This window comes from Thiomicrorhabdus arctica DSM 13458 (assembly GCF_000381085.1).
Taxonomy (GTDB): Bacteria; Pseudomonadota; Gammaproteobacteria; order Thiomicrospirales; family Thiomicrospiraceae; genus Thiomicrorhabdus; species Thiomicrorhabdus arctica.
This window is the reverse complement of the sequence record NZ_KB905899.1, coordinates 241,456-264,527: the sequence shown is the minus strand read 5'-3', so window position 1 is coordinate 264,527 and position 23,072 is coordinate 241,456. Positions and strand designations below refer to the sequence as shown.

Here is a 23,072-nt window from a genome sequence, read left to right as displayed (position 1 = left end):
TGACGCGCTTAAAAAACTAGGCCTTAGCATTTCTTAAGCCTTTTTGCCTCGCGCCAATAAATAAATTTCTTTACTTCGTGCACGAGAAGAATCTGGCTTACGTGTGATGACTTTTTGATACTTTGACCGCAGCGTTTTTAACAATTGATCGTAACCTTCCCCCTGGAAGACTTTCATCAATAAATCACCATTCGGCTTCAATACCTGATCAGCAAGTTCAATACACAATTCAACTAAATACATGGCACGGGGAATATCTACCCCTTTATTCCCACTCATATTCGGCGCCATATCGGACATAACCACATCAACATCGCGTCCGGCTAAAGCTGACAATAAGCCATCATAGACCTCATCCTCTCTAAAATCACCCTGAATAAAGGTCACTCCAGCAAAAGGCTCTACGGGCAGAATATCTAAGGCAAAAACCTCGCCTTTATTGCCAACCTTATGTGTCGTCCATTGCGACCAGCCGCCTGGAGCCGCGCCCAAATCAACGACACACATACCCGGTTTAAACAAGCTGTCTTTGTCATCTATCTCTTGTAACTTATAAACTGCACGCGAACGCCAGCCTTCTAGCTTTGCCTTTTGAACGTATGGATCGTTAAAATGCTCTTTTAACCAAACGTCGCTCGATTTACTTCTCGCCATAATTCGTTTTCAACTACAATATACAAATACTATTTAATTAATAATGACCATGATTGGAATATTCAATGAGCCAGCCAGAAAAACTTACCAATAATCAAAAAAAATATCTACGTGGCATCGCGCACGGTTTAAATCCAATGATAATGATTGGTGCTAACGGTGTGACAGAAAGTCTAATGGCTGAGCTAGAAAGCACCCTTGCACATCATGAAATTCTTAAAATAAAAATCGCCAGTGCAGATCGTGATGAACGCAAAGAGATTGTTCAGCACCTTGTGAAAGAAAGTGGTGCACTTCTTGTTCAAACCATTGGTAAAATCTGTGTTATCTACCGCCAGAACGATGAAACTGAACTGCCACTGCCTAGAAACTAGTTGAACAACCACAAGAGAAGAGCGAAATCAGAATAAAGAATTTCACTCATCAACCCGCTAAGTAACCACTTTATTACTTAGCGAAGGCTCTGCAAAAACCGACCTATCTCAATAGATCTAAACCTCTTGCAAGATCTGCTTTAATATCTTCGATTGACTCCAAACCAACTGACAGACGTATTAAGTTATCCGTTATACCCGCCCTAAGTCTCGCATCAGGCTCTACGCGAACGTGTGTGGTGGTTGCGGGATGAGTAATACTGGTTTTAACATCCCCTAGGTTTGCCGTGATTGATACCATTTGAGTATGATCAATGACCGACCATGCTTCAGCTTGGTTGCCTTTCACTTTAAAACTCACCAAGCCGCCACCAGCAGACTGCTGTTTACAAGCCAACTCATACTGTGGGTGTGACTTTAATCCAGGATAAAAAACTTGCTCTACAGCAGGGTGCAAAGAAAGCCACTCTGCTAATTGCAGCGCACTTTGACAATGTGCTGCCATTCTAATAGGTAACGTTTCCAGACCTTTTAAAAAAATCCATGCGTTAAAGGGGCTCATTGAAGGTCCGGCCGTTCGCATAAAACCGCGTACATGCTCATCAACTAATTCATTTGAACCAACCACGGCACCCCCAATTCCTCGTCCTTGACCATCTAGAAATTTTGTAGCGGAATGGATAATTATATCAGCACCTTGCTCTAAAGGTCTTTGCAGAATCGGTGTGCAGAAGCAATTATCAACAATTAATAAACACCCATTGGCCTTGGCCAAAGCACTTATGGTCGATAAGTCTGCAATCTCTGTCAGAGGGTTAGAGGGGGTCTCTAAAAAGAACGCCTTAGTATTTGGCTGAATCGCCTTTTTCCATTCTGAAGTATCCGTCTGCGAGACAAACGTAACCTCCAGCCCAAATTTGACTAGGTATTTATTGAACAGAACTTTGGTGGTGCCAAAAACACTTTGTGAGCAAATAACATGATCACCTGACTCATATAAAGCCATAAAAGTTGAGAGAATGGCTGCCATGCCTGAGGATGTGCCGACACATGCCTCACCACCTTCCATGAGCGCAAGACGATTTTCAAATGCGCGAACGGTTGGGTTCGTAAAACGAGAATAAACATTCCCTTTCTCTTCTCCGCTAAACCGTGCAGCTGCTTGAGCTGCAGATGTATAACGAAAACTAGACGTCGGAAAAATCGCCTCACTATTTTCTTGCTCTTGCGTTTGGTCGTAACCGGCACGAACAGCTAATGTTTCAATATCAAATGAATTCATCATAACTCTCTATCATTAAAAACAGTAACGCTACCAGGCCTGGTTAAACTCAACGACAGCCTAGCCACCCCTTTAGTTACCGTTGTAAATTCCAACCGTTTCCTGGCCAGAAGCCTGTTTAGTTGCTTGAGCATCATCATTGCGAGCACTGTCTATAGAAGCTAAATATTCAGGCGTAATATCGCCTGTGGCATAAATGCCACTGAAACAAGAGGTGTCAAATTCAGAAATTTCTTCATTACCCACCCCGACCGCTTCAATCAAATCTTCCAGATCTTGATAGATTAATTTATCACAACCAATAATTTTGCCCACTTCTTCAACCGTTCGATTACTCGCAACCAACTCTGTTGGCGACGGCATATCAATTCCATAAACATAAGGAAAACGAACCGGAGGTGCCGCAGAGGCGAAATAGACTTTTTTAGCGCCCGCTTCACGAGCCATTTCTACAATTTGAGCAGAGGTGGTACCACGAACAATCGAATCATCGACTAATAAGACATTTTTACCTTCAAACTCTAAACCAATGGCATTCAATTTTTGGCGTACCGATTTCTTACGCAACTGCTGTCCAGGCATAATAAAGGTACGTCCGATGTAGCGGTTTTTGATAAAACCTTCACGATATGGAGAACCTAATCGAGAGGCCAACTCTAATGCCGAGGTGCGACTGGTGTCTGGAATCGGCATCACCACATCAATATCATGATCTGGCCACTCTTTAAGAATTTTATCAGCAAGTTTTTCACCCATACGTAAACGAGACTTATGAACGGAAATATTGTCAATCATTGAATCAGGACGTGCAAAATAAACAAACTCAAATATACAAGGCGATAATTTCGGCTTTTCAGCACACTGCTGAAAGAAGATCTGACCGGAATCGGTAATGACGACCGCTTCTCCAGGTGCCAAATCTTTTAACAACTCGTAACCCAAACCATCTAAAGCGACGGATTCAGAAGCCACCATGTAATCAAAACCATTTGCATTCGCACGTTTACCGACCACGACCGGACGCAAACCAAAAGGATCGCGAAAAGCGACAATACCGATATTAGAGATAACACCGACCGCAGCATACCCCCCCTTCACACGTTTATGCACATTCCGCACCGCATTGAAAACATCTTCATGGTCAATAAACAGTTTTTTCTGTTGCATCAACTCGTGTGCAAAAATATTTAAGAGCACTTCAGAGTCTGAATTGGTATTAAGGTGACGTAAGTCTTGGCGATAAATATCCTGAGCCAACTCATCAGCATTGGTTAAGTTACCGTTATGCCCCATTGCGATTCCATAAGGAGAGTTAACATAAAACGGCTGCGCTTCTGCACTTGAAGAAGATCCTGCCGTTGGATAGCGGACATGACCGATTCCGATATTGCCATGCAAATCTCGCATGTGACGTGTGCGAAACACATCCTTAACCATGCCGTTCTCTTTACGTTGATAAAAACGTCCTTGGTCACACGTCACAATACCAGCGGCATCCTGACCACGATGTTGTAACGTAGTTAAAGCGTCATAAATCTCTTGACCAACCGTTTGGCCGTTAGCCAATACAATCCCAACAATACCGCACATCTTTGCACACTCTCTCTTACTTAAAAATTTTTGTTCAGCGTCTCACTGATCAATTAAGTTGCACGACTTCTGCATTCGTTCGTAACATTTTATCTAATTTTTGTTTATCTTGTTCAGCTTTGACCTTAGAAAGATAAGGTCCTGTTCGCACTGAATAAGTTCCACTTTTTTTAAATTCTTTAATCCATACTGCATAATCAGACTCAAGACGCCCCCGTAAATCGTTGGCTTTCTTGATCTCTGTGTAGGCTGTAATTCTGACGATCCATTGGGGGGAAGAGGCTTGCTCCATCTTCTTTGGATCGTTAGAAACTAACGGATTGTCAACCACTGTGCTTTTAGATTCTTTAATCGACTTAACGACCGCGTCTTTATCTGTAGTTTGACTGTTCGCCACCGGGCTGCTTTGAATCTCTGCTTGCTTTTGGGCCGCTTGCACAGGTAATTCATAAATATGCTCTACTAAAGGGCGTTCCCCTTTAGTCACAACGCTTTGATGCCCATCCGGATGAAAATTGACGGGATTTCCATACCAACTAGGCACTAAAATCACCAGTACCAAAAGCCAAAGAAAAGCACCTGTTATACGGTACTTACTCAGATCATCCATGTGCTTTCTCTGTTTTTGAAATGGGTTTTTTCACGGCTAAACTGGCTAATACTTGAGATACCGTAAAAAATGAGCCCCAAACTAACACATCTTCTACAGCACAGCTTTTTGCATAAGAAACTGCATCCTCCATACTCTTCTTGGTGATGATATTTAAATCTTCAACCCCTGCCGCCTTCAATAAGACACGTAAAGCGTTAACTGAAGTTGCTCGAGGAATCTCTAAGTCAACAATCAACCAAGTAGACACAAAAGGCGCTATCTGTTGAACCATTGGCAGTGCATCTTTATCATTTAATACCGAAAATAGAGACAAATATTGTAATTTAGTATGCTTGGCTTGTTGTTGCTGTAAGTAAGTCGCTAACGCCAGAGCTGACTGGGGATTATGTGCAACATCAATTAACCAGGACTGAGCGCCAATCTTTAGGGATTGCAATCTACCAGGATGACTGACTTGTTGTAAGCCTAAATTAATCGCTTTACGATCCACTCGTAATATGGCCGTAAATTTGAATAAAAGCGCAATCACCCCTGCCGCATTATTCAGTTGAAACGCCCCCTTGAGGGCTGGAAAAGGTAAGTCGTCTAATGTGCCTTTCAACTGTACACCATTTTGCTGCGTTAACCATGTAAACGACCAGGCCTGGTCATTTACCAGGACATCGAAATCAACTTTAAACTGGCTTAACGGCACGGCATGTTCATTTGCATAAGCCATTAAACTGGCTGGTGGATTCATATCTGAACAAACAGCAGGTTTCCCACGGCGCATGATACCGGCTTTTTCTGTGGCGATAACAGAGCGATCATCTCCTAACCAATCGACATGATCAATATCAATCGCAGTGATCAAAGCGGCATCTGCATCGATTATATTGACGGCATCCAGGCGCCCGCCTAAACCTACCTCAAGTACGACGACCTCTAACTGAGCTCGTTTAAAGAGATAGAGTGCCGCTAAGGTTGAAAACTCAAAATAGGTTAATTTAGTTTGTGCTCTTGCCTCTTCAATCGCGACAAATGCCTCAATGATTAAATCATCGCTGACCGGATTACCGTTAATCTGTATGCGTTCGTTAAAAAACTGGATATGCGGAGAAGTATAAGCGCCAACTTGATGTCCAGCGGCTTTGAGAATCGCAACCAATAAAGCAACACTCGAACCTTTGCCATTTGTGCCAGCAACACTAATCACCAATGGAGCGGGCTTAGTCAATTGCATAGCATTCGCTACCAAACGAATTCGGTCGAGGCCAAGGTCTATTTCTTGAGCGTGTAATTGAAGTAACCAATCAACCCAGTCCGTTAGACTAGAATGACGATTTGGAATTATCATATTTTTAAATCTTTGCCCCGCGTAGTACGGGATTGAGGTAAATAATTACACATTGATAATGTGACTCACCACTCAAATAAATTAAGCCGATTTGTTCAGTAACATCTTACAAATATCAGACAATTCATTCGCTAATTCATGACGGTGAATAATGCGGTCAATCGCCCCATGAGCAAGCAAAAATTCACTGCGTTGAAATCCTTCGGGCAGTTTTTCACGAACGGTCTGTTCGATAACACGAGGTCCTGCAAAACCAATCAATGCTTTAGGTTCTGCCACATTCAAATCCCCTAACATTGCAAAACTGGCTGAAACACCTCCCATAGTAGGGTCAGTCAATACCGAAATAAATGGTAATCCTTTTGCACGTAAGCGGCCTAACGCAGCACTGGTCTTCGCCATCTGCATTAGAGAAAACAACGCTTCTTGCATACGCGCACCACCACTGGCTGAGAAACAGATAAATGGGCATTGACGTTCAATCGCCTCATTGACACCACGCACAAACTTCTCGCCAACAACCGACCCCATTGAGCCACCCATAAACTTGAATTCAAATGCCGCCGTGACCACTTCTAGGCCATTAATTGTTCCGACACCCGTAATTAAAGCATCTTTCTCACCCGTGGCTTTTTGGGCAGCCGCGATTCGATCTTTATATTTTTTAATGTCTTTAAATTTAAGCGCATCCACAGGTGAAATATTCGCAGCCGTCTCTTTGAAACTGCCTTCATCCAAAAAGGCATGCAAACGCTGACGACCTCCTAAACGCATATGGTGCTGGCACTTAGGACAGACTTCTTTATTGCGCGCAACTTCAGAACGATAAAGGGTCGCTTCACACTTAGGGCACTTCGTCCACAAGCCTTCGGGCACGGATTTTTTGCGTTCCGTAACTTGTTTAATACTTGGTAAAATTTTTTCAAACCAGCTCATGTCTACTCCTGACCTTTAAGTGCATCGGCTCTGTCTATCGCGTGCCGAAATTCTGCCATTTTTTCACCAATGGCAAGATGAATATCATAACGCCCTTTGGATTCATTGGCTTCTATTAATTTGACTAACGAAGAACCCACCACCACAGCATCGCCAAGCTTTGCCATTTCAAACGCCATTGGTCCATTATTAATCCCAAAGCCAATGCCAATAGGTATTTTTAATTTAGCCTGTAATCGTGCCATATTATTGGCAACATCCGCCGTATCTAACTCTTTTGAGCCTGTCACACCTTTTAAAGAAACATAATAGACAAAACCGCTGCCTTTTTCATTAACGGACTTTAAACGGCTCTCCGGCGTAGTCGGAGAAACTAAAAAGATACGATCTAATTCATGTGTACTGAGTGCCTGTAAATAACCTTGAGATTCTTCAGGTGGCATATCAACGGTCAATACCGCATCCACACCTACAGAACTTGCTGCGTTGGCAAACGCTTCGTAACCCATGGCTTCAATCGGGTTTAGATAGCCCATTAAAATGATCGGGGTTTCACTATCCTGTTCACGAAAGACGCGGACAAACTCAAGGACATCATCCAAGCTGACATTATGACGCAACGCCCGTTCGACGGCTTTTTGAATCACAGGGCCATCGGCCATCGGGTCTGAAAAAGGCACACCCAATTCAAGCATGTCTGCACCCTTTTGAACGAGCAAATGCATTAAATCTATGGTTGCATTTGGCTCGGGATCACCCGCGGTAATATACGGAATTAGAGCCGTCTTACCGACTCTTTTCAATTCGTCGAATTTTTGTTGTATCCTGCTCATACTATTTCCCTAAAAAAGACTTCATTTAATCGTGACTGACGGTGGTTTAACCTGAATGAACCCCAATCGCTTAAACCTCAAAGCCTTCAATTTGTGCAATGGTATTCATATCTTTGTCACCACGACCTGACAAGTTAACCACAATGACCTGATCCTTAGATAGGGTCGGTGCCAATTTGGTCGCATAGGCAATTGCATGGCTGGACTCAAGTGCCGGAATAATACCTTCATATTTGGTTAGGTCTCTAAAGCCTTGCAACGCTTCTTCATCGTCAATCGAGACATACTCAACGCGTTTGATATCTTTTAACCAAGCATGTTCAGGACCCACACCTGGATAATCCAGGCCCGCGGATATTGAGTGTGTACCTAAAATTTGACCATTTTCATCTTGCATCAAATAGGTACGATTGCCATGGAGAACCCCCGGAGAACCTTTGCATAAAGGCGCTGCATGCTTGCCCGTCTCTAGACCTAAACCGCCCGGCTCAACCCCAACCATTTTGACACTGTCATCGCCTAAAAATTCATAAAATAAACCAATGGCATTAGATCCTCCCCCCACACACGCAATCAAAACATCCGGTAACTTACCTTCCTGTGTTAAGGATTGTTGCTTGGTTTCACGACCAATAATCGCCTGAAAATCTCTCACCATAGCAGGATAAGGATGTGGTCCAGCAACCGTACCAATAATATAGAAAGTATCATCCACATTGGTCACCCAGTCGCGCATCGCTTCATTTAATGCATCTTTTAACGTGCGTGAACCAGACTCAACAGCGATCACAGTCGCACCCAGCATCTTCATTCTCATAACATTCGGAGCTTGACGAACAATATCATCCGCCCCCATATAGACGACACATTCCAAACCTAAACGTGCGGCTACGGTCGCGCTGGCAACGCCATGCTGACCTGCGCCCGTTTCAGCGATAATACGTGTTTTGCCCAAACGTTTTGCGAGTAAGGCTTGACCAATTGCATTGTTCACTTTATGTGCGCCAGTGTGGTTCAAATCTTCACGCTTCAGATAGATTTTTGCACCGCCTAAAGATTCTGACCAACGTTTTGCATAATATAAAGGTGTAGGACGCCCTACATAGTTTTGTAAATCTTCAGCCAACTCTTTTAAAAAATCGGGATCGTTCTTAACACTGGCATATTCTTGACTAAGTTGCTCCAATGCGGCCATTAACGTTTCTGGCGCGAAAGTACCACCATAAGGACCAAAATGACCGTGCTCATCAGGGTATTTAGAATAATCAATTGTCACTGGACTGACCTCATAACTTGTTGCATAAATTTTTGTATTTTTTCAGCGGATTTTACTCCTTTCGAAGCCTCTACTCCACCACTGACGTCAAGCGCCCAAGGCGCGACCTGCTGGATAGCTCTCTGGACATTCTCAGCCTTTAAACCACCCGCTAAAATAATTTTTTGAGCGATCCCTGCTGGAATACTTGCCCAATCAAACTGTTCTCCGGTACCCCCCGGCACACCTTTTTTATAAGCATCTAATAGCAAGCCTGCTGACCCACTGTAACGCTTTTCTAAAGCCACTAAATCAATCCCTTCACGCATTCTGACGGCTTTAATATAGGTCAGACCAAATTGTTCACAGAATTCAGGACTCTCATCACCGTGAAACTGCAAGAGATCAATTTTAACCGATCTTAATACCGCTTTAACGTATTCAGCGTCCGGATTCACAAATAAGGCTGTCTTGGTCACAAACGCAGGAATCGATTCTGCAATTGAACAGGCCTGGTCAATATTCACGTGACGAGGACTGGGTTCATAAAATACTAAACCAACGGCATCTGCGCCGTTATTCACTGCCAATAAAGCATCTTCCTTAGAGGTTAATCCGCAAATTTTAACGCGTGTTCTTTGATTCTTCTGGTTCACTGCCACAGCACCTCATCTAAAGCCACCTTAGGAATTCCATATTTTTCTGGATAAAATGCATTCACAAAATACAAGCCTGTTGCAGGCCCTGTCGCCGCGGCTTTGGTTCGATCCATTAAGGCCAACACTTCTGCAACCCACTCCACTGGTTTCTCAGATAAACCGATTTGAAACAATGTCCCTGCAATATTGCGCACCATGTGATGTAAAAACGCATTCGCCTGAATATCGATAAAGACAAAATCTCCTTTACGCGATACCGAGACTGATTCCACTGTTCGCAATGCGTTACTTGCCTGACAACCTGAGGCTCTAAAGGAACTAAAATCATGATGACCCAATAACGCTTGCGCCCCCTGGTGCATTTTATCAACGTCCAAATGGTCGTAAATCCATGTCACCCTATTGGCTAAGACCGCAGAGTTCACTCTACGATTATAAATCACATAACGATACTGCCGAGAGCCCGCTGAGAAACGTGCATGGAAGTCTTCTGTAACTTCTTTGGCCCAGCTAATACGAATATCAGATGGCAACTTTGTATTTGCCCCTTGAACCCAAGCTTTTAACTGTCGTATTGCCTTGGTTTCAAAATGCACTACCTGACCAACAGCATGTACACCCGTATCGGTGCGACCTGCACAGGTGAGTGCAATCGGTTCATTGGCAATATTAGACAAAGCCTGTTCTAAGTTCCCCTGAACCGTTGGACAATCCAATTGTCGCTGGTAACCACAGTACTGAGTACCTTGGTACTCTATGCCCAGTGCAATTTTAATCACCGGCTAAATATGATCTTTAATCAGTAATTCAGCAATTTGAATCGTATTCGTTGCCGCGCCTTTACGCACGTTATCTGCAACTACCCAAATATTCAAACCATTTTCAGTCGAGATATCCTCACGTATCCGGCCAACATACACTGGATTGGTATCAGCGGCATCACTCACGGCCGTAGGATAACCACCATCGATATGCTCATCTATCAAAACAATACCTTCTGCAGCTTTCATTAAGTCTTTCGCTTCAGCTGCTGTAATTTTTCTGTCCGTTTCGATATGTATCGCTTCACTATGACCAAAAAACACAGGTACACGCACGGCTGTTGGATTGACCTTAATATTAGGGTCTCCCATAATTTTGTGCGTTTCCCAGACCATTTTCATCTCTTCTTTGGTATAGCCATTTTCCATAAAGACATCAATTTGGGGAATCACGTTGAAAGCGATTTGCTTAGGATAAACTTCGATTTCTACTGGCTTCATATTCAATAAGTTAGCCGTCTGCTTAGCAAGTTCCTCAATCGCATTTTTACCTGTCCCTGAGACAGCTTGATAGGTTGCAACGTTGATGCGTTTAATACCGACGGCATCATAAATAGGCTTTAAAGCCACCATCATTTGAATTGTTGAGCAGTTAGGATTGGCGATAATACCGCGCGCTTTGTAACCGGCAACCGCATCAGGATTCACTTCAGGTACGACCAATGGGACATCATCATCATAACGGAATTCTGAAGTGTTATCGATCACAATGCACCCTGCTGCTGCCGCTTTAGGGGCATAAATTTTAGAGACACTAGCACCCGGTGAAAAGAGGCCAATTTGTGCTTGTGAAAAGTCAAACTCTGCCAAATCTAAAACCTTAATCCACTTACCTGCAAACAGGATCTTTTTACCTGCAGAACGGCTACTCGCTAATGGGTATAAGTTGCCCACAGGAAAATTACGCTCTTGCAGTACTTTTAATATTGTCTCACCCACTGCACCCGTTGCTCCCACAACAGCAATATCGTATAACTTAGTCATTTTTTACCCTTCAATATTATTTCACCGTAATGCAGTTTTATGTCTAGCAAATCAACCTACTCTGAAAAATTGATTACGATGCATATGCTCATCTTGAGCAAATCTTAAAATGTGTATGCTTTTTTCAAAAAAACATAATTTATGAAATGATCACTGGTGAGTGTCTTGAGACGTCTCAGCCATCTCATCCACCTGTTCATCTTGATTAGCTTGATTACTTTGGTTATTTAAGGCGACTCTTTCTAAGACAGACATTTGTGTCATATTACCCAATTTTTCAAAGGTCTCAGGCAAACTTACAGCCATACCGTCTTCCGTCATCTCATGGCTCTGGCCAATAAATTTACCGCCAGTTTCTAGCGTGAATTCACCACAGATCAACTCGCCAACAAGTTTGCCCGTCGCTAAAATATCAATACTTTCGCAAGCAACCTTACCTTCGAGAACACCACTCAACACAATCTGCTTGGCTTTAATCAAGCCTGTAACATGCCCTGATTCACCAATAGACACATCATAACCACTATCAATAAGACCATCGATACGGCCATCAATATGCAAAGCTCCTTTTAAATCGGCGATTTCACCGCTAATGAGACACCCTTCAGCAATAATTGTTTTTCCACCTTCTTGACGAGCATGTCGACGGCTTGACTTAAAGAACCCCATGGAACCCCTTTTACCTTTGTGAATATTTTATCGTACTTCCCTAAGGACCAGTCATTAAAGGCCTGAGGGTTGAGTCGTTTATATAAAAACCAAACTTCATAATGTAAATGCGGACCAGTAGAGCGCCCAGTATTGCCAATTTCACCAATTTTTTCGCCCTTTCGTACATAGTCACCGAGCTTTACAGTGCGTTTGCTTAAGTGCCCATAACGCGTCATAAACCCATTGGCATGCACCAAAGTCACTAAGTTACCAAAACCGCTCTCTTCATTCATTGCAGAATATTTAACCACACCATCAGCCGTTGCGATAACCGCAGCCCCCGTTTTACCGCGATAATCAAGTCCACCATGCAAGTGAATTTTACCGGTAATCGGATGAATCCTCCGTCCGTACTTACTGCTTAGTCCTCTATAATTCGCCACAGCAGGGCCACTTGGTACCATGCTCATCATGATATTTTTACCTAAAGAATCTAACTGAACGCGTTTAACCCGTTCATCGAGAGGCAAAGGTGGTACATCCACTTCGGATTCAGAATCCCCTTCGCCGACCAATTCCTCTAGGCCTTGCAACGCTTGATCTAAAAATGCGATCTGAGAACGAGTACTCAAAAAGTCCTGCTCTAACTTAGTCTTTTCAACAAGCAGACTTTCATAGTCAGAACGTGTTTTTTCTAAACTTGCTGTAAATGCTTTTACGGAAGCCTTATGCACCAATTCATCATTATTTGCTTTTTGATTTAACCACCAAATCGAAATGCCACCCACCGTCCAAACAGCAATGAAAACCGCAAATAGAATCCATATAAACTTACGGATAAACTGTTTAAACGAATACTCATGTGTGCCATATACATCACTAATGGTAATCGTAAAATGGTTTCTCATCTGAACGAAAGCCGTCCGACCACTAGGATCTTAAAGCGCTGCAACAACGGCATCACCCATTTCACTGCAACTGACTTGAGTCATGCCAGCAGAACAGATATCTCCAGTACGCAACCCTTGATCTAATACTTTAGAGACCGCTGTTTCGATTTTAACCGCTAAATCTTCACGACCTAATGTGTAACGTAACATCATCGCCGCCGATAAAATTGTGGCTAATGGATTTGCCAAGTTCTGCCCTGCAATATCAGGTGCAGAGCCATGACTTGGTTCATACATCCCTTTATTATTCGCATCTAAAGAAGCTGATGCTAACATACCGATTGAGCCTGTTAACATAGACGCTTCATCCGACAAGATATCACCAAACATATTACCTGTGACCATCACATCGAACTGTTTCGGATTAAATACTAACTGCATCGCGGCGTTATCAACGTACATGTGATTCACTGTAACTTCTGGGTACTCTTTAGCAACGACATCGACTATTTCACGCCAAAGCTCAGTCACTTCTAATACATTGGCCTTATCAACAGACGTTAATTTTTTATTACGCTTCATCGCCGCTTGAAAAGCAACATGGGCGATACGCTTGATTTCAGACTCTTTATAAACGTAAGTATTGTACCCTTGGCGTTCACCGTTTTCTAAAGTGCGTATCCCACGTGGTTGACCAAAATAGATCCCACCCGTTAATTCACGGACGATCAAAATATCCAACCCCGCAACGATTTCTGGTTTTAACGTTGACGCATCTGCCAACTGAGGAAACAAGTAAGCAGGACGTAAGTTAGCGAACAACTGCATCTCAGAGCGCAAGCGTAACAAACCTTTTTCAGGACGGACGGAGATATCTAATGACTCCCACTTATACCCACCAACAGCACCTAATAAAACCGCATCGGCCGCTTGTGCTTTGGCCATGGTTTCATCAGACAATGGCACACCATGTACATCATAAGCGGCACCACCGACCAAATCTTCAGACAGGACAATATCTAAATTATCAGATCGATTCAATGCTTCTAAAACCTTAACGGCTTCTGCAGTGATCTCTGGGCCGATTCCATCTCCTGGTAAAACCAATACTTGCTGTGTCATATCATTAACTCTTACTTCTTTAAATTTAAATTCTGTTGTGTGACTGACCAGGCCTGGTTACTTTTCATAATCTTACGACCTGTCCAACTCAATGCATACTCTTAGTTAAATAACCAAGGTGTGGTTTTTTTCGTTTTGACTTCGTAAGCTTTAATGTCATCTTGATACGCCAATGTTAAACCGATGTCATCTAAACCATTCATTAAACAGTGTTTTCTAAAGGTGTCCACTTCAAATAAAATCGCTTCGCCATTAGGCCTAATAATTTGTTGCGCTGCTAAATCAACGGTTAGCTGATAGCCTTCTGTGGCAAAAACGTCTTTAAATAAGCCATCCACGACAGCTTCTTCTAACACAATCGGAACAATGCCGTTTTTAAAGCAGTTATTGAAAAAGATATCCGCAAAACTTGGTGCGATAACCACATCAAACCCGTAATCTTTTAATGCCCAAGGTGCGTGTTCACGACTTGATCCACAACCAAAGTTTTCACGTGCCAGTAAAATATGAGCAGATTGATAACGCGGTTGGTTCAAAACAAATTCTTTACGTAATGGTCGAGCTGAGTTATCGGAATCCGGTTGTCCAACATCTTCATAACGCCACTCATCAAACAAGTTCGGACCAAAACCTGAGCGTTTAATTGATTTTAAAAACTGCTTAGGAATAATCGCATCGGTATCTACATTCGCACGATCCATCGGGGCAACAATCGAGGTCTTTTTTATAAACTTTTCCATCTTATCTCTCCACTCCTGCTCGGTTAGATGTAATCACGCACGTCAACAAAATGACCTGCTATGGCGGCGGCGGCGGCCATTTCTGGACTGACTAAATGAGTACGCCCACCTGCGCCTTGACGCCCTTCAAAGTTACGATTTGAAGTGGACGCACAGTGCTTACCTGTCGGCAATTTATCTGCGTTCATCGCTAAACACATTGAACAGCCAGGATTACGCCATTCGAAACCCGCTTCAATAAAAATTTTATCCAACCCTTCAGCTTCCGCTTGCTGCTTAACCAAACCCGAACCCGGCACCGCTAAAGCCAGCTCGACCTTATCGGAAATCTTTCGACCTTTGAGTACGGTTGCGGCGGCTCTAAGATCTTCAATACGTGAATTAGTACAAGACCCGATAAAGACATATTCAGCAGGAATGTCTTTAATTGCCATATCCGCCTCTAGCCCCATATAAGCCAAAGCACGGCGAATTCCGTCCGCCTTCACAGCATCCATTTCGTTCGCCGGATTTGGCACTCTGCCATTCACATCTAAAACCATCTCAGGTGATGTACCCCAAGTGACTTGCGGTTCAATCATTGAACCATCTAACTCTACGAGGGTATCAAACACAGCATCAGCATCGGAGGTTAAATCCATCCAAGCCGTCACAGCCATATCCCATTGCTCGCCCTTTGGCGCAAAAGTACGACCTTTAACATATTCGACTGTTTTTTCATCCACCGCAATTAGACCAACACGCGCACCGCCTTCAATCGCCATATTACAGACCGTCATACGCCCCTCAATAGACATATCTCGAAACACCTGTCCACCGAATTCGATTGCATGGCCATTACCGCCAGCCGTACCAATCTTACCAATAATGGCCAGTACGACGTCTTTTGGGGTCACCCCAGCAGATAACTTTCCGTCGACTTTAACCAGCATATTTTTCATTTTTTTCTGGATTAAGCACTGAGTTGCTAACACATGCTCAACTTCAGAGGTACCGATACCGTGTGCCAATGCACCCAAAGCGCCATGAGTTGCCGTATGAGAATCACCACAAACCACCGTCATACCTGGTAAAGTTGCACCTGACTCAGGCCCAACGACATGCACAATACCTTGACGAATATCGCCCATCGCGTATTCGGTAATCCCAAATTCACGGGTATTCATACCCAACGTTTCGACCTGAATACGAGAAACCGGGTCGGTAATACTTGCAATCCCATTACTTAAATCGGTGGTTGGCACGTTATGATCTGGTGTGGCTAAGTTGGTATCAATACGCCATGGCGTACGATGCGCCATACGCAGACCTTCAAACGCCTGTGGAGAAGTCACTTCATGCAGCAACTGGCGATCGATATAAATCAGAGCCGTTCCATCATCTTCTTGACGCACTATATGTGCATCCCACAATTTATCGTATAAAGTCTTTGCTGACATCGCGCTTAACCCAACCCGTGTAAATATTAAAAAATAATCATAAATTATATCACTTCACACCCTAATCTAAATAGTAAAATACACGCACCAATCAATCATTTCAGGCAAAAGGAAAGTTAATATGAGTTATTCGGTAAAAGAAGTCTTCTACTCTTTACAAGGAGAAGGATTCCATAGCGGTCGCCCTGCTATTTTTTGCCGAATGAGTAAATGCAACTTATGGACTGGCCGTGAAGAAGATCGCGCCACGGCCATTTGCCAATTTTGCGATACCGATTTTATTGGCACGGATGGCCAAAATGGTGGCAAATTTGCAGATGCAGAAGCGCTTTGCCAGCACCTTTTACAATTTTGGCCTAAAGACTCAGAAGGTGAAATAGCCAAAGTGCACCCGTTTGTCGTCATTACCGGTGGCGAACCGCTTTTACAGGTTGATAAATTACTCATCGACCAACTACACAAACATCGATTCGAGATTGCCATTGAAACCAATGGCACCAAATCGGCACCCGAAAATATTGATTGGATTTGTATGAGCCCTAAAGCCAATGCTCCCTTGATCTTAGAATCGGGTCATGAGTTAAAACTGGTTTACCCTCAGCCAGATTTAATGCCTGAGAAAGTGGCTGGCTTGAATTATGATTACTTCTATTTACAACCTATGGATGACAAGGATCCTTTGGTCACAAAACAAAATATTAAACAAGCCCTGACATATTGCTTAACGCACCCGCAATGGAAACTGAGCTTACAGACTCATAAGCTATTAGGCATTGACTAACGAAAACCGTCTATAAGCATAATGCTACGGTTATCCAAAACCATGTAAGTTTATGATCAGCTTATAAAAGTACTTTTTGACCTAACACCTACTGAAACGTAACCCAAATAAATTTAAACCGCGGAAGCCTATGACCCCAAAAATCCAGCCAAATACATTGATTGACTCTTTAGACATTACCGGACTGACACACGATGGTCGCGGGGTTGCTCGCCATAATGGCAAAACCATTTTTGTTCATCAGGCTGTGCCTGGTGACCGTGTGAAAGCCAAAATCACTCAATCTTTAGACAAGTTTGATGAAGCCGAATATTTACAAATCTTAACCCCCTCGAATGAACGGGTTGAGCCATTTTGCGAATACTACGCAAACTGTGGTGGCTGTCAATTGCAACACCTTTCATTAGATGCCCAACGTTTATTGAAAGGTCAAAACTTTATGATGGGTTTGACAAAAGCGGTCGATGCCAAACAGTGTGAAATAGCCGAACCATTGGTTGGAAATGGCGAGGGGTACCGCAGACGCGCTCGTTTAGGGTTAGTGATTAGTAAAAAGGACAAAATCGCCCGCTTAGGGTTTAGACAAAAAGCCTCCAATGAACTTATAGACATTACCAACTGTCCCGTATTGAGCCCTGCTTTAAACCAATCCATCCAAGAAAATCGCGCAGAACTATTAGATACCGCCAGCCGTGCATATAAAGAGATTACTTTTGTAGAAGCGGACAATGGTATTTTTATTAATCGCTCTACCGAAAAAACAGGGGACAAAGAATCAAGCTCAATAGACCGACCTTATTACCAACTCGATACCCAAGTGAATCTAACTCCGACAAGACTGACGTTTGAATTCCCAAAAGACGGCTTTATCCAAGTGAATGCTGAGATGAATAAAGCCATGGTAAAGCAGGCGATCGCTTGGCTAAAGCTCGATTCTTCTCATAAGGTATTAGACCTATTTTGTGGCGTTGGTAACTTCACGCTACCCATTGCTCAGCACGTTGCCCAAGCGGTCGGCATTGAAGGCGAGCAGTCCTTGGTGAATGTCGCAAATCACAATGCACATCTCAACCTACTGGAGAATGTTAAATTCCATAAAGCCAATTTATTTAACGATATGCGTCCACTGCCTTGGTTCCATAACAACCAATACGACCGTATCCTGCTAGATCCAGGTCGTCAAGGCGCATTTGATTTGTGCAAAACACTGGGACTGCTTAATGCGCAAATCATCGTTTACGTATCTTGCAATGCCGCGACTTTAACTCGTGACATTAAAGAACTGGAAAAACAAGGTTATCGTCTGACAAAAGCCGGTCTTATTGATATGTTTCCACACACCACACATACAGAAGTGATGGTGCAATTGACCAAGACGCAAAAATCGGCACCTAAAATTAAGAAACGCCCAATTTTTAGGCTTTAAATCTCTATTCACCAGGGATAAAACACTTTATCTCTGGTGATTGCTGAATTCTCCCCACTCTACAAGCCAATATTTACCCTTCTATCCACACTCAACTCATGATAAATAGCCTGCACATTTCGTGGATTCTTTTCATGATTAAGGTTTCATGATATAGTGAAGACCTTACATTTATTAGCCAAGACTAATTTTTTATTTAACCATGCCTTAGTCAACTGATTTTACCGAAGATTAAACAGGGTAGAGAATAATATTTTAATGAGAAAACCTATACAACCGTTAATGACTTACAGCACCATAAGCCACACTACAGACTCGAGTTCCAGCCGAGTTTTAAAGAATTTATTTAGTTTTATTGGCTTGTGTATACTGCTGTTAAGCTTTTCAGCTCAAGCTCAACTAAAGGTTACCACCACCACTGGGATGATTGCCGACCTGGTGCAAAATATTGGCGGTAGATATGTTGAGGTCACGTCTTTAATGGGCAGTGGTGTTGATCCTCACTTATATAAAGCCACTCAAGGCGACTTACGTCGACTGAGTCGAGCTGACATTATTCTATATAACGGTTTACATCTTGAAGGCAAGATGCAGGACATTTTTGAGAAAATGGCGCGTAAAAAACCTGTTTTTGCCGTCAGTAGTTTGATTCCGAGGACGCAACTGCTACAACACGGTCACTTTCCTGACCCACATATCTGGTTTGACTTGAGCCTTTGGCAACAAGCTGGACAACGGGTATTACAAATTTTGCAACAACAAGATCCAAAAAATAAGCAGGCCTATGCTGACAATGCCCAGCTCTATCTTGCTGAAATGCAACAACTGCATCAATGGATAAAAACCCAAGTTTTAAGTATCCCACCAGCTCAGCGTATTTTAATTACCGCCCATGATGCTTTTGGCTACTTTGGTCGTGCTTATGGCATGCAGGTGGAAGGCTTACAGGGCATCAGTACCGCATCTGAATTTGGCCTGCAAGACATTAAGCAGTTAAAAGATCTGATTGTAAAAAACAATATTAAAGCTGTTTTTGTAGAATCCAGTGTCTCTCCTCGTTTTATCCAATCGCTTGTTGCCGGTGTTAAAGCCGAGGGCCATAATTTGAGTATTGGTGGCGAGCTCTATTCCGATGCTATGGGTCAAACCGGTACGCCAACCGGCCATTATTTTGGCATGGTAAAACACAATGTAAAGACCATTGTAGATGCCCTTAAAAGCACAAAACCACAACCTTAAAACAGTGTCATTTTAAAGTGCCATATTAAAGGGCTTACCTATGAAGCAACCTAATTCAAACACACATACACCCTCTCCTTTGAGTGTCCAACACTTAAGCATGCGTTATCACCATAAACCGGTCTTGACCGATGTCAGTTTTGAGATTCCAGAAGGCAAAACGATTGCCATAGTCGGACCCAATGGAGCAGGTAAATCCACTCTTCTCAAAGGAATAATGGGATTGGAACCAAACATTGAAGGCCAGGCCAGCTTCTTTGGTGAATCACTCGATAAAAAACGTCAAGCCATTGCTTATGTGCCGCAACGTGAAGAGATCGACTGGGATTTTCCAATCAATGTCTTAGATGTCGTTTTGATGGGTCGGCACGGTCAACTTAAATTGTGGCAACGTCCTAGTCAACTGGATATCGATATTGCCGAGCAAGCCCTGAAAGACCTTAAAATGTGGGATTTTAAAAATCGCCAGATCAGCCAACTCTCAGGTGGACAACAACAGCGTGTCTTTTTGGCTCGTGCCCTCGCCCAGCAAGCCACGTTGTATCTAATGGATGAACCATTTGCAGGGGTCGATGTCGCCACCGAACAAGCCATCATCGAACTTTTTAAAGAACTAAAATTGCAAGGTAAAACCATTGTTTGCGTACATCACGATTTAAACACGGTCGGCGAATACTTCGATTGGATTATTTTTATCAATGCACGACTGATTGCCGCTGGCCCGGTGGAGGAAGTTCTGACCAAAGAAAATCTTAATAAAACCTACGGTGGCCGCCTCTCGCTATTGAATGATTTAACCGAGCAGATGTACCGCACTCAGCTGAATAAAGCCCACGATACGGATTAGACGAAATAATGGACGCATTTACCTTGCTTGACACGCCGACTGTCTGGACGAATTGGCTAGCCTTCTGGTCTTTTGATGACATCAATTTACTATGGGTATTGGTGGGCAGTATTTTACTGGGTATGAGTGCCTCGGTGATTGGTGGCTTTGCTTTTCTACGCAAACGTTCTTTGGTAGGTGACGCCTTGGCACATGCCGCACTGCCAGGTGTCATGATGGCTTTTCTGCTGTTTGAAAGCCGTGACCCCTTAGTGATGTTTTTAGGCGCGGTGACCAGTAGTTTTCTCGGTTTCTTTTTAATTGACTGGTTACCAAAAAATACCAAAATTAAAGCGGACGCCGCACTGGCCATTACCTTGTCGTTTTTCTTCGCACTGGGTTTGATGCTCCTCTCTTATATTCAGGGACTGGAAGTCGACAATAAAAGTGGTTTAGATAAAATCCTTTTTGGTCAAGCGGCCGCCATGACTCAAAAAGACATTAAGCTATTGGCCTATGTCGCACTGTTTGTTCTGAGTTGTGTCGTGCTCTTTTTTCACAAGTTCCGTCTCATCGCTTTTAGCGCCACCTACGCACGCACCATCGGCATTGCCGTTAATCGTTATGAACTTCTATTAGCTTTATTGATTGTCATGTCGGTGGTGGTCGGCTTGCAGCTTGTTGGCGTGGTCTTAATGGCCGCAGTACTATTGACCCCTGTTGCCGCCGCGCGTTTTTGGAGCAATCAACTTTCACATATCCTGATTATCTCAGCACTCTTAGGTGGCTTAAGTGCCATTATTAGCACGCAAATATCCTACTTGGCACCCGCGATGCCGACTGGCCCTTGGATGGTGGTCAGTTTATCGGCTTTGTTTATTATCTCTTTGCTCTTTGCCCCAGAGAAAGGTTTACTAAAACGCTATACTGAACATCAAAAATTGCGCAAAAAAGTCGCCGAAGAGAATATATTACGTACGCTATATAAACTACTGGAACGTAAAAATTTTCAACACAAAACGTTCAATCTTGCTGATATCCAAGCGCTTAGAAGCATGCCACTTGAAAGTTTACAGAGCACGTTGAAACAACTCTGCAAAAAGGCTCTCATAACGTCCTCAACCGAAGGGTTTGAAATGACAACCAGTGGTTTTGAGTTGGCCGAGCAGCTGACACGCCGCCATCGTTTGTGGGAAAACTATTTAACTGAACATGCAGAGTTAACGCCGCAACAGGTGCACCAACAAGCGGAGCGCATTGAACACATTTTGACGGAGTCGCAAGAGTTACAGTTGCAAGAAGAGTTGGCCAATAGTCAATCCGATCCGCATGGCAACCTGATTCCAAGCTCAAATTCAACGATCCCTGGAGAATCTAAATGACAAATGATATTTGGATTATCGCCACGGCCGCTTTAGTGGCTGCATCTTGTGCATTGGTAGGGGTCTTTTTAATTTTGCGCAGACAAGCCTTAATAGGCGACGCCATCAGTCACTCCGTCTTATTAGGCATCGTGCTCGCCTATCTTATTACCGACAGTCGAGCGTTACCGATCATGCTCGGCGGTGCGGTCATTATCGGCTTATTGACCGCCTGGTTAAGTGACAGTTTACATCGCGTCGGTAAATTACAAAGTGATGCCAGTATAGGGATCATTTTTACCCTATTTTTTGCCATAGGCGTTATTTTGATATCGCTCTATGCGGGACAGATTGATTTAGACCAAGAGTGTGTTCTCTATGGTGAAATCGCTTTTGTACCCTTCGACACGATTTATATCGGCAATCTCGCTGCCGAATCCGGCTTTGACATTGGTCCGCGCGCTTTTTGGGGGATTGGAATTGTTTTTACAATCGTGTTAAGCAGTATCATCATCAGCTTTAATCGTCTAAAAACCATTGCTTTCCATCCAAGCCTGGCACTCTCTTTAGGCATTAATGTTATTTTTTGGCATTACTTTCTAATGACTTTGGTTTCGATGACAACCGTTGCCTCATTTGATGCGGTCGGAGCTATTTTAGTGGTGGCGTTATTGGTGATTCCTGCCAGCAGTGCCTATCTGGTAGCACGCTCTTTAAAAGCGATGTTATGGATGGCGGTAGGCTATTCTCAGCTTGCTGTATTGATAGGATATGCTTTAGCATTCTGGCTAGACAGCTCAATATCAGCCTCTATCGCAGTGAGTGCTGGACTGTTGCTCTTTGTAACGATTGCGTGGCAGCAAGTACAATCACAGCGCAGACAACGACAACCAATTGACTCTCTATAAACAGCTAGTCACTTGAATTTAATAATGACCAGGCCTGGTCATTATTAAATCGACATAAGATTCCGTAAACCACATAAATTGATATCGTTTAAATCACTCGAGTTTACTCACGGCTTACGCAAACGATGCCTTGCAGTAAGCCCTCTATTTTAAAACGGCAACTGCCGCACCCCTGACAAGAATAAGTGAGATCACTGACCTTCTCGACACTGTCAGCACCCTTTTGGATGGCCTCTATAATTTCGTCGGAATAAACATCATAACAAACACAGATTTGTTGCCTATCTTGCTTAAGGGGGATGGCATTATACTGCCCTTGACGCTTTTTATGAGTTGACATGACTCTTTCTCA

Annotated in this window: 24 protein-coding genes; 7 read left to right on the top strand and 17 right to left on the bottom strand. The window is 43.3% G+C overall.

Annotated elements, in window-relative coordinates:
- Window positions 1-33: 33 nt before the first annotated feature.
- The gene (rlmE, locus tag F612_RS0101200) at window positions 34-654 is read right to left on the bottom strand and encodes a 23S rRNA (uridine(2552)-2'-O)-methyltransferase RlmE (RefSeq protein ID WP_019555916.1); all 621 of its coding nucleotides are present in this window, start codon (window positions 652-654) and stop codon (window positions 34-36) included.
- A 65-nt stretch (window positions 655-719) separates the two neighbouring features.
- On the opposite strand from rlmE, the gene yhbY reads away from it, so the two are divergent.
- Window positions 720-1,028, top strand: coding sequence for a ribosome assembly RNA-binding protein YhbY (yhbY, locus tag F612_RS0101195; RefSeq protein ID WP_019555915.1), 309 nt, complete (start codon window positions 720-722; stop codon window positions 1,026-1,028).
- Window positions 1,029-1,131: 103 nt separating this feature from the next.
- Here yhbY and F612_RS0101190 read toward each other — a convergent pair whose 3' ends face one another.
- The 15 genes from F612_RS0101190 to leuC all read right to left on the bottom strand — a co-directional run bounded on the left by F612_RS0101190 (window position 1,132) and on the right by leuC (window position 16,179).
- Window positions 1,132-2,310, bottom strand: coding sequence for an O-succinylhomoserine sulfhydrylase (locus tag F612_RS0101190; protein WP_019555914.1), 1,179 nt, complete (start codon window positions 2,308-2,310; stop codon window positions 1,132-1,134).
- A gap of 72 nt (window positions 2,311-2,382) precedes the next feature.
- A complete protein-coding gene (gene purF / locus F612_RS0101185) occupies window positions 2,383-3,900 on the bottom strand; it encodes an amidophosphoribosyltransferase (protein WP_019555913.1) in 1,518 nt (505 codons plus the stop codon).
- A gap of 49 nt (window positions 3,901-3,949) precedes the next feature.
- Entirely contained in the window at window positions 3,950-4,510 is a 561-nt protein-coding gene (locus F612_RS0101180) for an SPOR domain-containing protein (protein ID WP_019555912.1), read from the bottom strand.
- The gene (locus F612_RS11920) at window positions 4,503-5,849 is read right to left on the bottom strand and encodes a bifunctional folylpolyglutamate synthase/dihydrofolate synthase (protein WP_019555911.1); all 1,347 of its coding nucleotides are present in this window, start codon (window positions 5,847-5,849) and stop codon (window positions 4,503-4,505) included. The genes F612_RS0101180 and F612_RS11920 overlap by 8 nt, the downstream gene beginning before the upstream one ends.
- A gap of 81 nt (window positions 5,850-5,930) precedes the next feature.
- On the bottom strand, window positions 5,931-6,785 hold the full coding sequence (gene accD / locus F612_RS0101170) for an acetyl-CoA carboxylase, carboxyltransferase subunit beta (RefSeq protein ID WP_019555910.1): 855 nt from the start codon (window positions 6,783-6,785) through the stop codon (window positions 5,931-5,933).
- A 2-nt stretch (window positions 6,786-6,787) separates the two neighbouring features.
- Window positions 6,788-7,618, bottom strand: a complete 831-nt coding sequence (gene trpA, locus F612_RS0101165; protein ID WP_019555909.1) for a tryptophan synthase subunit alpha — start codon at window positions 7,616-7,618, stop codon at window positions 6,788-6,790.
- A gap of 70 nt (window positions 7,619-7,688) precedes the next feature.
- Entirely contained in the window at window positions 7,689-8,894 is a 1,206-nt protein-coding gene (trpB, locus tag F612_RS0101160) for a tryptophan synthase subunit beta (protein ID WP_019555908.1), read from the bottom strand.
- On the bottom strand, window positions 8,891-9,529 hold the full coding sequence (locus tag F612_RS0101155; protein ID WP_019555907.1) for a phosphoribosylanthranilate isomerase: 639 nt from the start codon (window positions 9,527-9,529) through the stop codon (window positions 8,891-8,893). Before F612_RS0101155 ends, trpB begins: the two co-directional genes overlap by 4 nt.
- On the bottom strand, window positions 9,526-10,311 hold the full coding sequence (truA, locus tag F612_RS0101150) for a tRNA pseudouridine(38-40) synthase TruA (RefSeq protein ID WP_019555906.1): 786 nt from the start codon (window positions 10,309-10,311) through the stop codon (window positions 9,526-9,528). Before truA ends, F612_RS0101155 begins: the two co-directional genes overlap by 4 nt.
- A gap of 3 nt (window positions 10,312-10,314) precedes the next feature.
- The gene (locus F612_RS0101145; protein WP_019555905.1) at window positions 10,315-11,337 is read right to left on the bottom strand and encodes an aspartate-semialdehyde dehydrogenase; all 1,023 of its coding nucleotides are present in this window, start codon (window positions 11,335-11,337) and stop codon (window positions 10,315-10,317) included.
- A gap of 150 nt (window positions 11,338-11,487) precedes the next feature.
- Window positions 11,488-11,898 (bottom strand): polymer-forming cytoskeletal protein, encoded by a 411-nt coding sequence (locus F612_RS11915; RefSeq protein WP_019555904.1) that lies wholly within the window; start codon window positions 11,896-11,898, stop codon window positions 11,488-11,490.
- An 8-nt stretch (window positions 11,899-11,906) separates the two neighbouring features.
- The gene (locus F612_RS0101135; protein ID WP_019555903.1) at window positions 11,907-12,896 is read right to left on the bottom strand and encodes a M23 family metallopeptidase; all 990 of its coding nucleotides are present in this window, start codon (window positions 12,894-12,896) and stop codon (window positions 11,907-11,909) included.
- A gap of 30 nt (window positions 12,897-12,926) precedes the next feature.
- On the bottom strand, window positions 12,927-14,000 hold the full coding sequence (gene leuB / locus F612_RS0101130) for a 3-isopropylmalate dehydrogenase (protein ID WP_019555902.1): 1,074 nt from the start codon (window positions 13,998-14,000) through the stop codon (window positions 12,927-12,929).
- A gap of 101 nt (window positions 14,001-14,101) precedes the next feature.
- Entirely contained in the window at window positions 14,102-14,740 is a 639-nt protein-coding gene (leuD, locus tag F612_RS0101125; protein ID WP_019555901.1) for a 3-isopropylmalate dehydratase small subunit, read from the bottom strand.
- 23 nt (window positions 14,741-14,763) lie between these two features.
- Window positions 14,764-16,179, bottom strand: a complete 1,416-nt coding sequence (gene leuC / locus F612_RS0101120) for a 3-isopropylmalate dehydratase large subunit (protein ID WP_019555900.1) — start codon at window positions 16,177-16,179, stop codon at window positions 14,764-14,766.
- A 121-nt stretch (window positions 16,180-16,300) separates the two neighbouring features.
- On the opposite strand from leuC, the gene queE reads away from it, so the two are divergent.
- The 6 genes from queE to F612_RS0101090 all read left to right on the top strand — a co-directional run bounded on the left by queE (window position 16,301) and on the right by F612_RS0101090 (window position 22,720).
- The gene (gene queE / locus F612_RS0101115) at window positions 16,301-16,960 is read left to right on the top strand and encodes a 7-carboxy-7-deazaguanine synthase (protein WP_019555899.1); all 660 of its coding nucleotides are present in this window, start codon (window positions 16,301-16,303) and stop codon (window positions 16,958-16,960) included.
- A 130-nt stretch (window positions 16,961-17,090) separates the two neighbouring features.
- Window positions 17,091-18,386, top strand: coding sequence for a methyltransferase domain-containing protein (locus tag F612_RS0101110; RefSeq protein WP_019555898.1), 1,296 nt, complete (start codon window positions 17,091-17,093; stop codon window positions 18,384-18,386).
- Window positions 18,387-18,644: 258 nt separating this feature from the next.
- The gene (locus F612_RS0101105; RefSeq protein ID WP_245539506.1) at window positions 18,645-19,625 is read left to right on the top strand and encodes a metal ABC transporter solute-binding protein, Zn/Mn family; all 981 of its coding nucleotides are present in this window, start codon (window positions 18,645-18,647) and stop codon (window positions 19,623-19,625) included.
- 40 nt (window positions 19,626-19,665) lie between these two features.
- Window positions 19,666-20,472 carry a metal ABC transporter ATP-binding protein gene (locus F612_RS0101100; protein WP_019555896.1) on the top strand — a complete coding sequence of 269 codons (807 nt, stop codon included), beginning with the start codon at window positions 19,666-19,668 and terminating at the stop codon, window positions 20,470-20,472.
- An 8-nt stretch (window positions 20,473-20,480) separates the two neighbouring features.
- Entirely contained in the window at window positions 20,481-21,833 is a 1,353-nt protein-coding gene (locus F612_RS0101095; protein WP_019555895.1) for a metal ABC transporter permease, read from the top strand.
- On the top strand, window positions 21,830-22,720 hold the full coding sequence (locus F612_RS0101090) for a metal ABC transporter permease (RefSeq protein WP_019555894.1): 891 nt from the start codon (window positions 21,830-21,832) through the stop codon (window positions 22,718-22,720). The genes F612_RS0101095 and F612_RS0101090 overlap by 4 nt, the downstream gene beginning before the upstream one ends.
- 103 nt (window positions 22,721-22,823) lie before the next feature.
- On the opposite strand, the gene F612_RS11910 is transcribed toward F612_RS0101090, so the two are convergent.
- The gene (locus tag F612_RS11910; protein ID WP_019555893.1) at window positions 22,824-23,060 is read right to left on the bottom strand and encodes a (2Fe-2S)-binding protein; all 237 of its coding nucleotides are present in this window, start codon (window positions 23,058-23,060) and stop codon (window positions 22,824-22,826) included.
- Window positions 23,061-23,072: the final 12 nt, after the last annotated feature.

Excerpts from the sequence above, each read along its gene's own strand:
- rlmE (WP_019555916.1), bottom strand. The coding sequence starts at position 654 with ATGGCGAGAAGTAAATCGAGCGACGTTTGGTTAAAAGAGCATTTTAAC.
- yhbY (WP_019555915.1), top strand. The coding sequence starts at position 720 with ATGAGCCAGCCAGAAAAACTTACCAATAATCAAAAAAAATATCTACGT.
- F612_RS0101190 (WP_019555914.1), bottom strand. The coding sequence starts at position 2,310 with ATGAATTCATTTGATATTGAAACATTAGCTGTTCGTGCCGGTTACGAC.
- purF (WP_019555913.1), bottom strand. The coding sequence starts at position 3,900 with ATGTGCGGTATTGTTGGGATTGTATTGGCTAACGGCCAAACGGTTGGT.
- F612_RS0101180 (WP_019555912.1), bottom strand. The coding sequence starts at position 4,510 with ATGGATGATCTGAGTAAGTACCGTATAACAGGTGCTTTTCTTTGGCTT.
- F612_RS11920 (WP_019555911.1), bottom strand. The coding sequence starts at position 5,849 with ATGATAATTCCAAATCGTCATTCTAGTCTAACGGACTGGGTTGATTGG.
- accD (WP_019555910.1), bottom strand. The coding sequence starts at position 6,785 with ATGAGCTGGTTTGAAAAAATTTTACCAAGTATTAAACAAGTTACGGAA.
- trpA (WP_019555909.1), bottom strand. The coding sequence starts at position 7,618 with ATGAGCAGGATACAACAAAAATTCGACGAATTGAAAAGAGTCGGTAAG.
- F612_RS0101145 (WP_019555905.1), bottom strand. The coding sequence starts at position 11,337 with ATGACTAAGTTATACGATATTGCTGTTGTGGGAGCAACGGGTGCAGTG.
- F612_RS0101135 (WP_019555903.1), bottom strand. The coding sequence starts at position 12,896 with ATGAGAAACCATTTTACGATTACCATTAGTGATGTATATGGCACACAT.
- leuB (WP_019555902.1), bottom strand. The coding sequence starts at position 14,000 with ATGACACAGCAAGTATTGGTTTTACCAGGAGATGGAATCGGCCCAGAG.
- leuD (WP_019555901.1), bottom strand. The coding sequence starts at position 14,740 with ATGGAAAAGTTTATAAAAAAGACCTCGATTGTTGCCCCGATGGATCGT.
- leuC (WP_019555900.1), bottom strand. The coding sequence starts at position 16,179 with ATGTCAGCAAAGACTTTATACGATAAATTGTGGGATGCACATATAGTG.
- queE (WP_019555899.1), top strand. The coding sequence starts at position 16,301 with ATGAGTTATTCGGTAAAAGAAGTCTTCTACTCTTTACAAGGAGAAGGA.
- F612_RS0101110 (WP_019555898.1), top strand. The coding sequence starts at position 17,091 with ATGACCCCAAAAATCCAGCCAAATACATTGATTGACTCTTTAGACATT.
- F612_RS0101105 (WP_245539506.1), top strand. The coding sequence starts at position 18,645 with ATGAGAAAACCTATACAACCGTTAATGACTTACAGCACCATAAGCCAC.
- F612_RS0101100 (WP_019555896.1), top strand. The coding sequence starts at position 19,666 with ATGAAGCAACCTAATTCAAACACACATACACCCTCTCCTTTGAGTGTC.
- F612_RS0101095 (WP_019555895.1), top strand. The coding sequence starts at position 20,481 with ATGGACGCATTTACCTTGCTTGACACGCCGACTGTCTGGACGAATTGG.
- F612_RS0101090 (WP_019555894.1), top strand. The coding sequence starts at position 21,830 with ATGACAAATGATATTTGGATTATCGCCACGGCCGCTTTAGTGGCTGCA.
- F612_RS11910 (WP_019555893.1), bottom strand. The coding sequence starts at position 23,060 with ATGTCAACTCATAAAAAGCGTCAAGGGCAGTATAATGCCATCCCCCTT.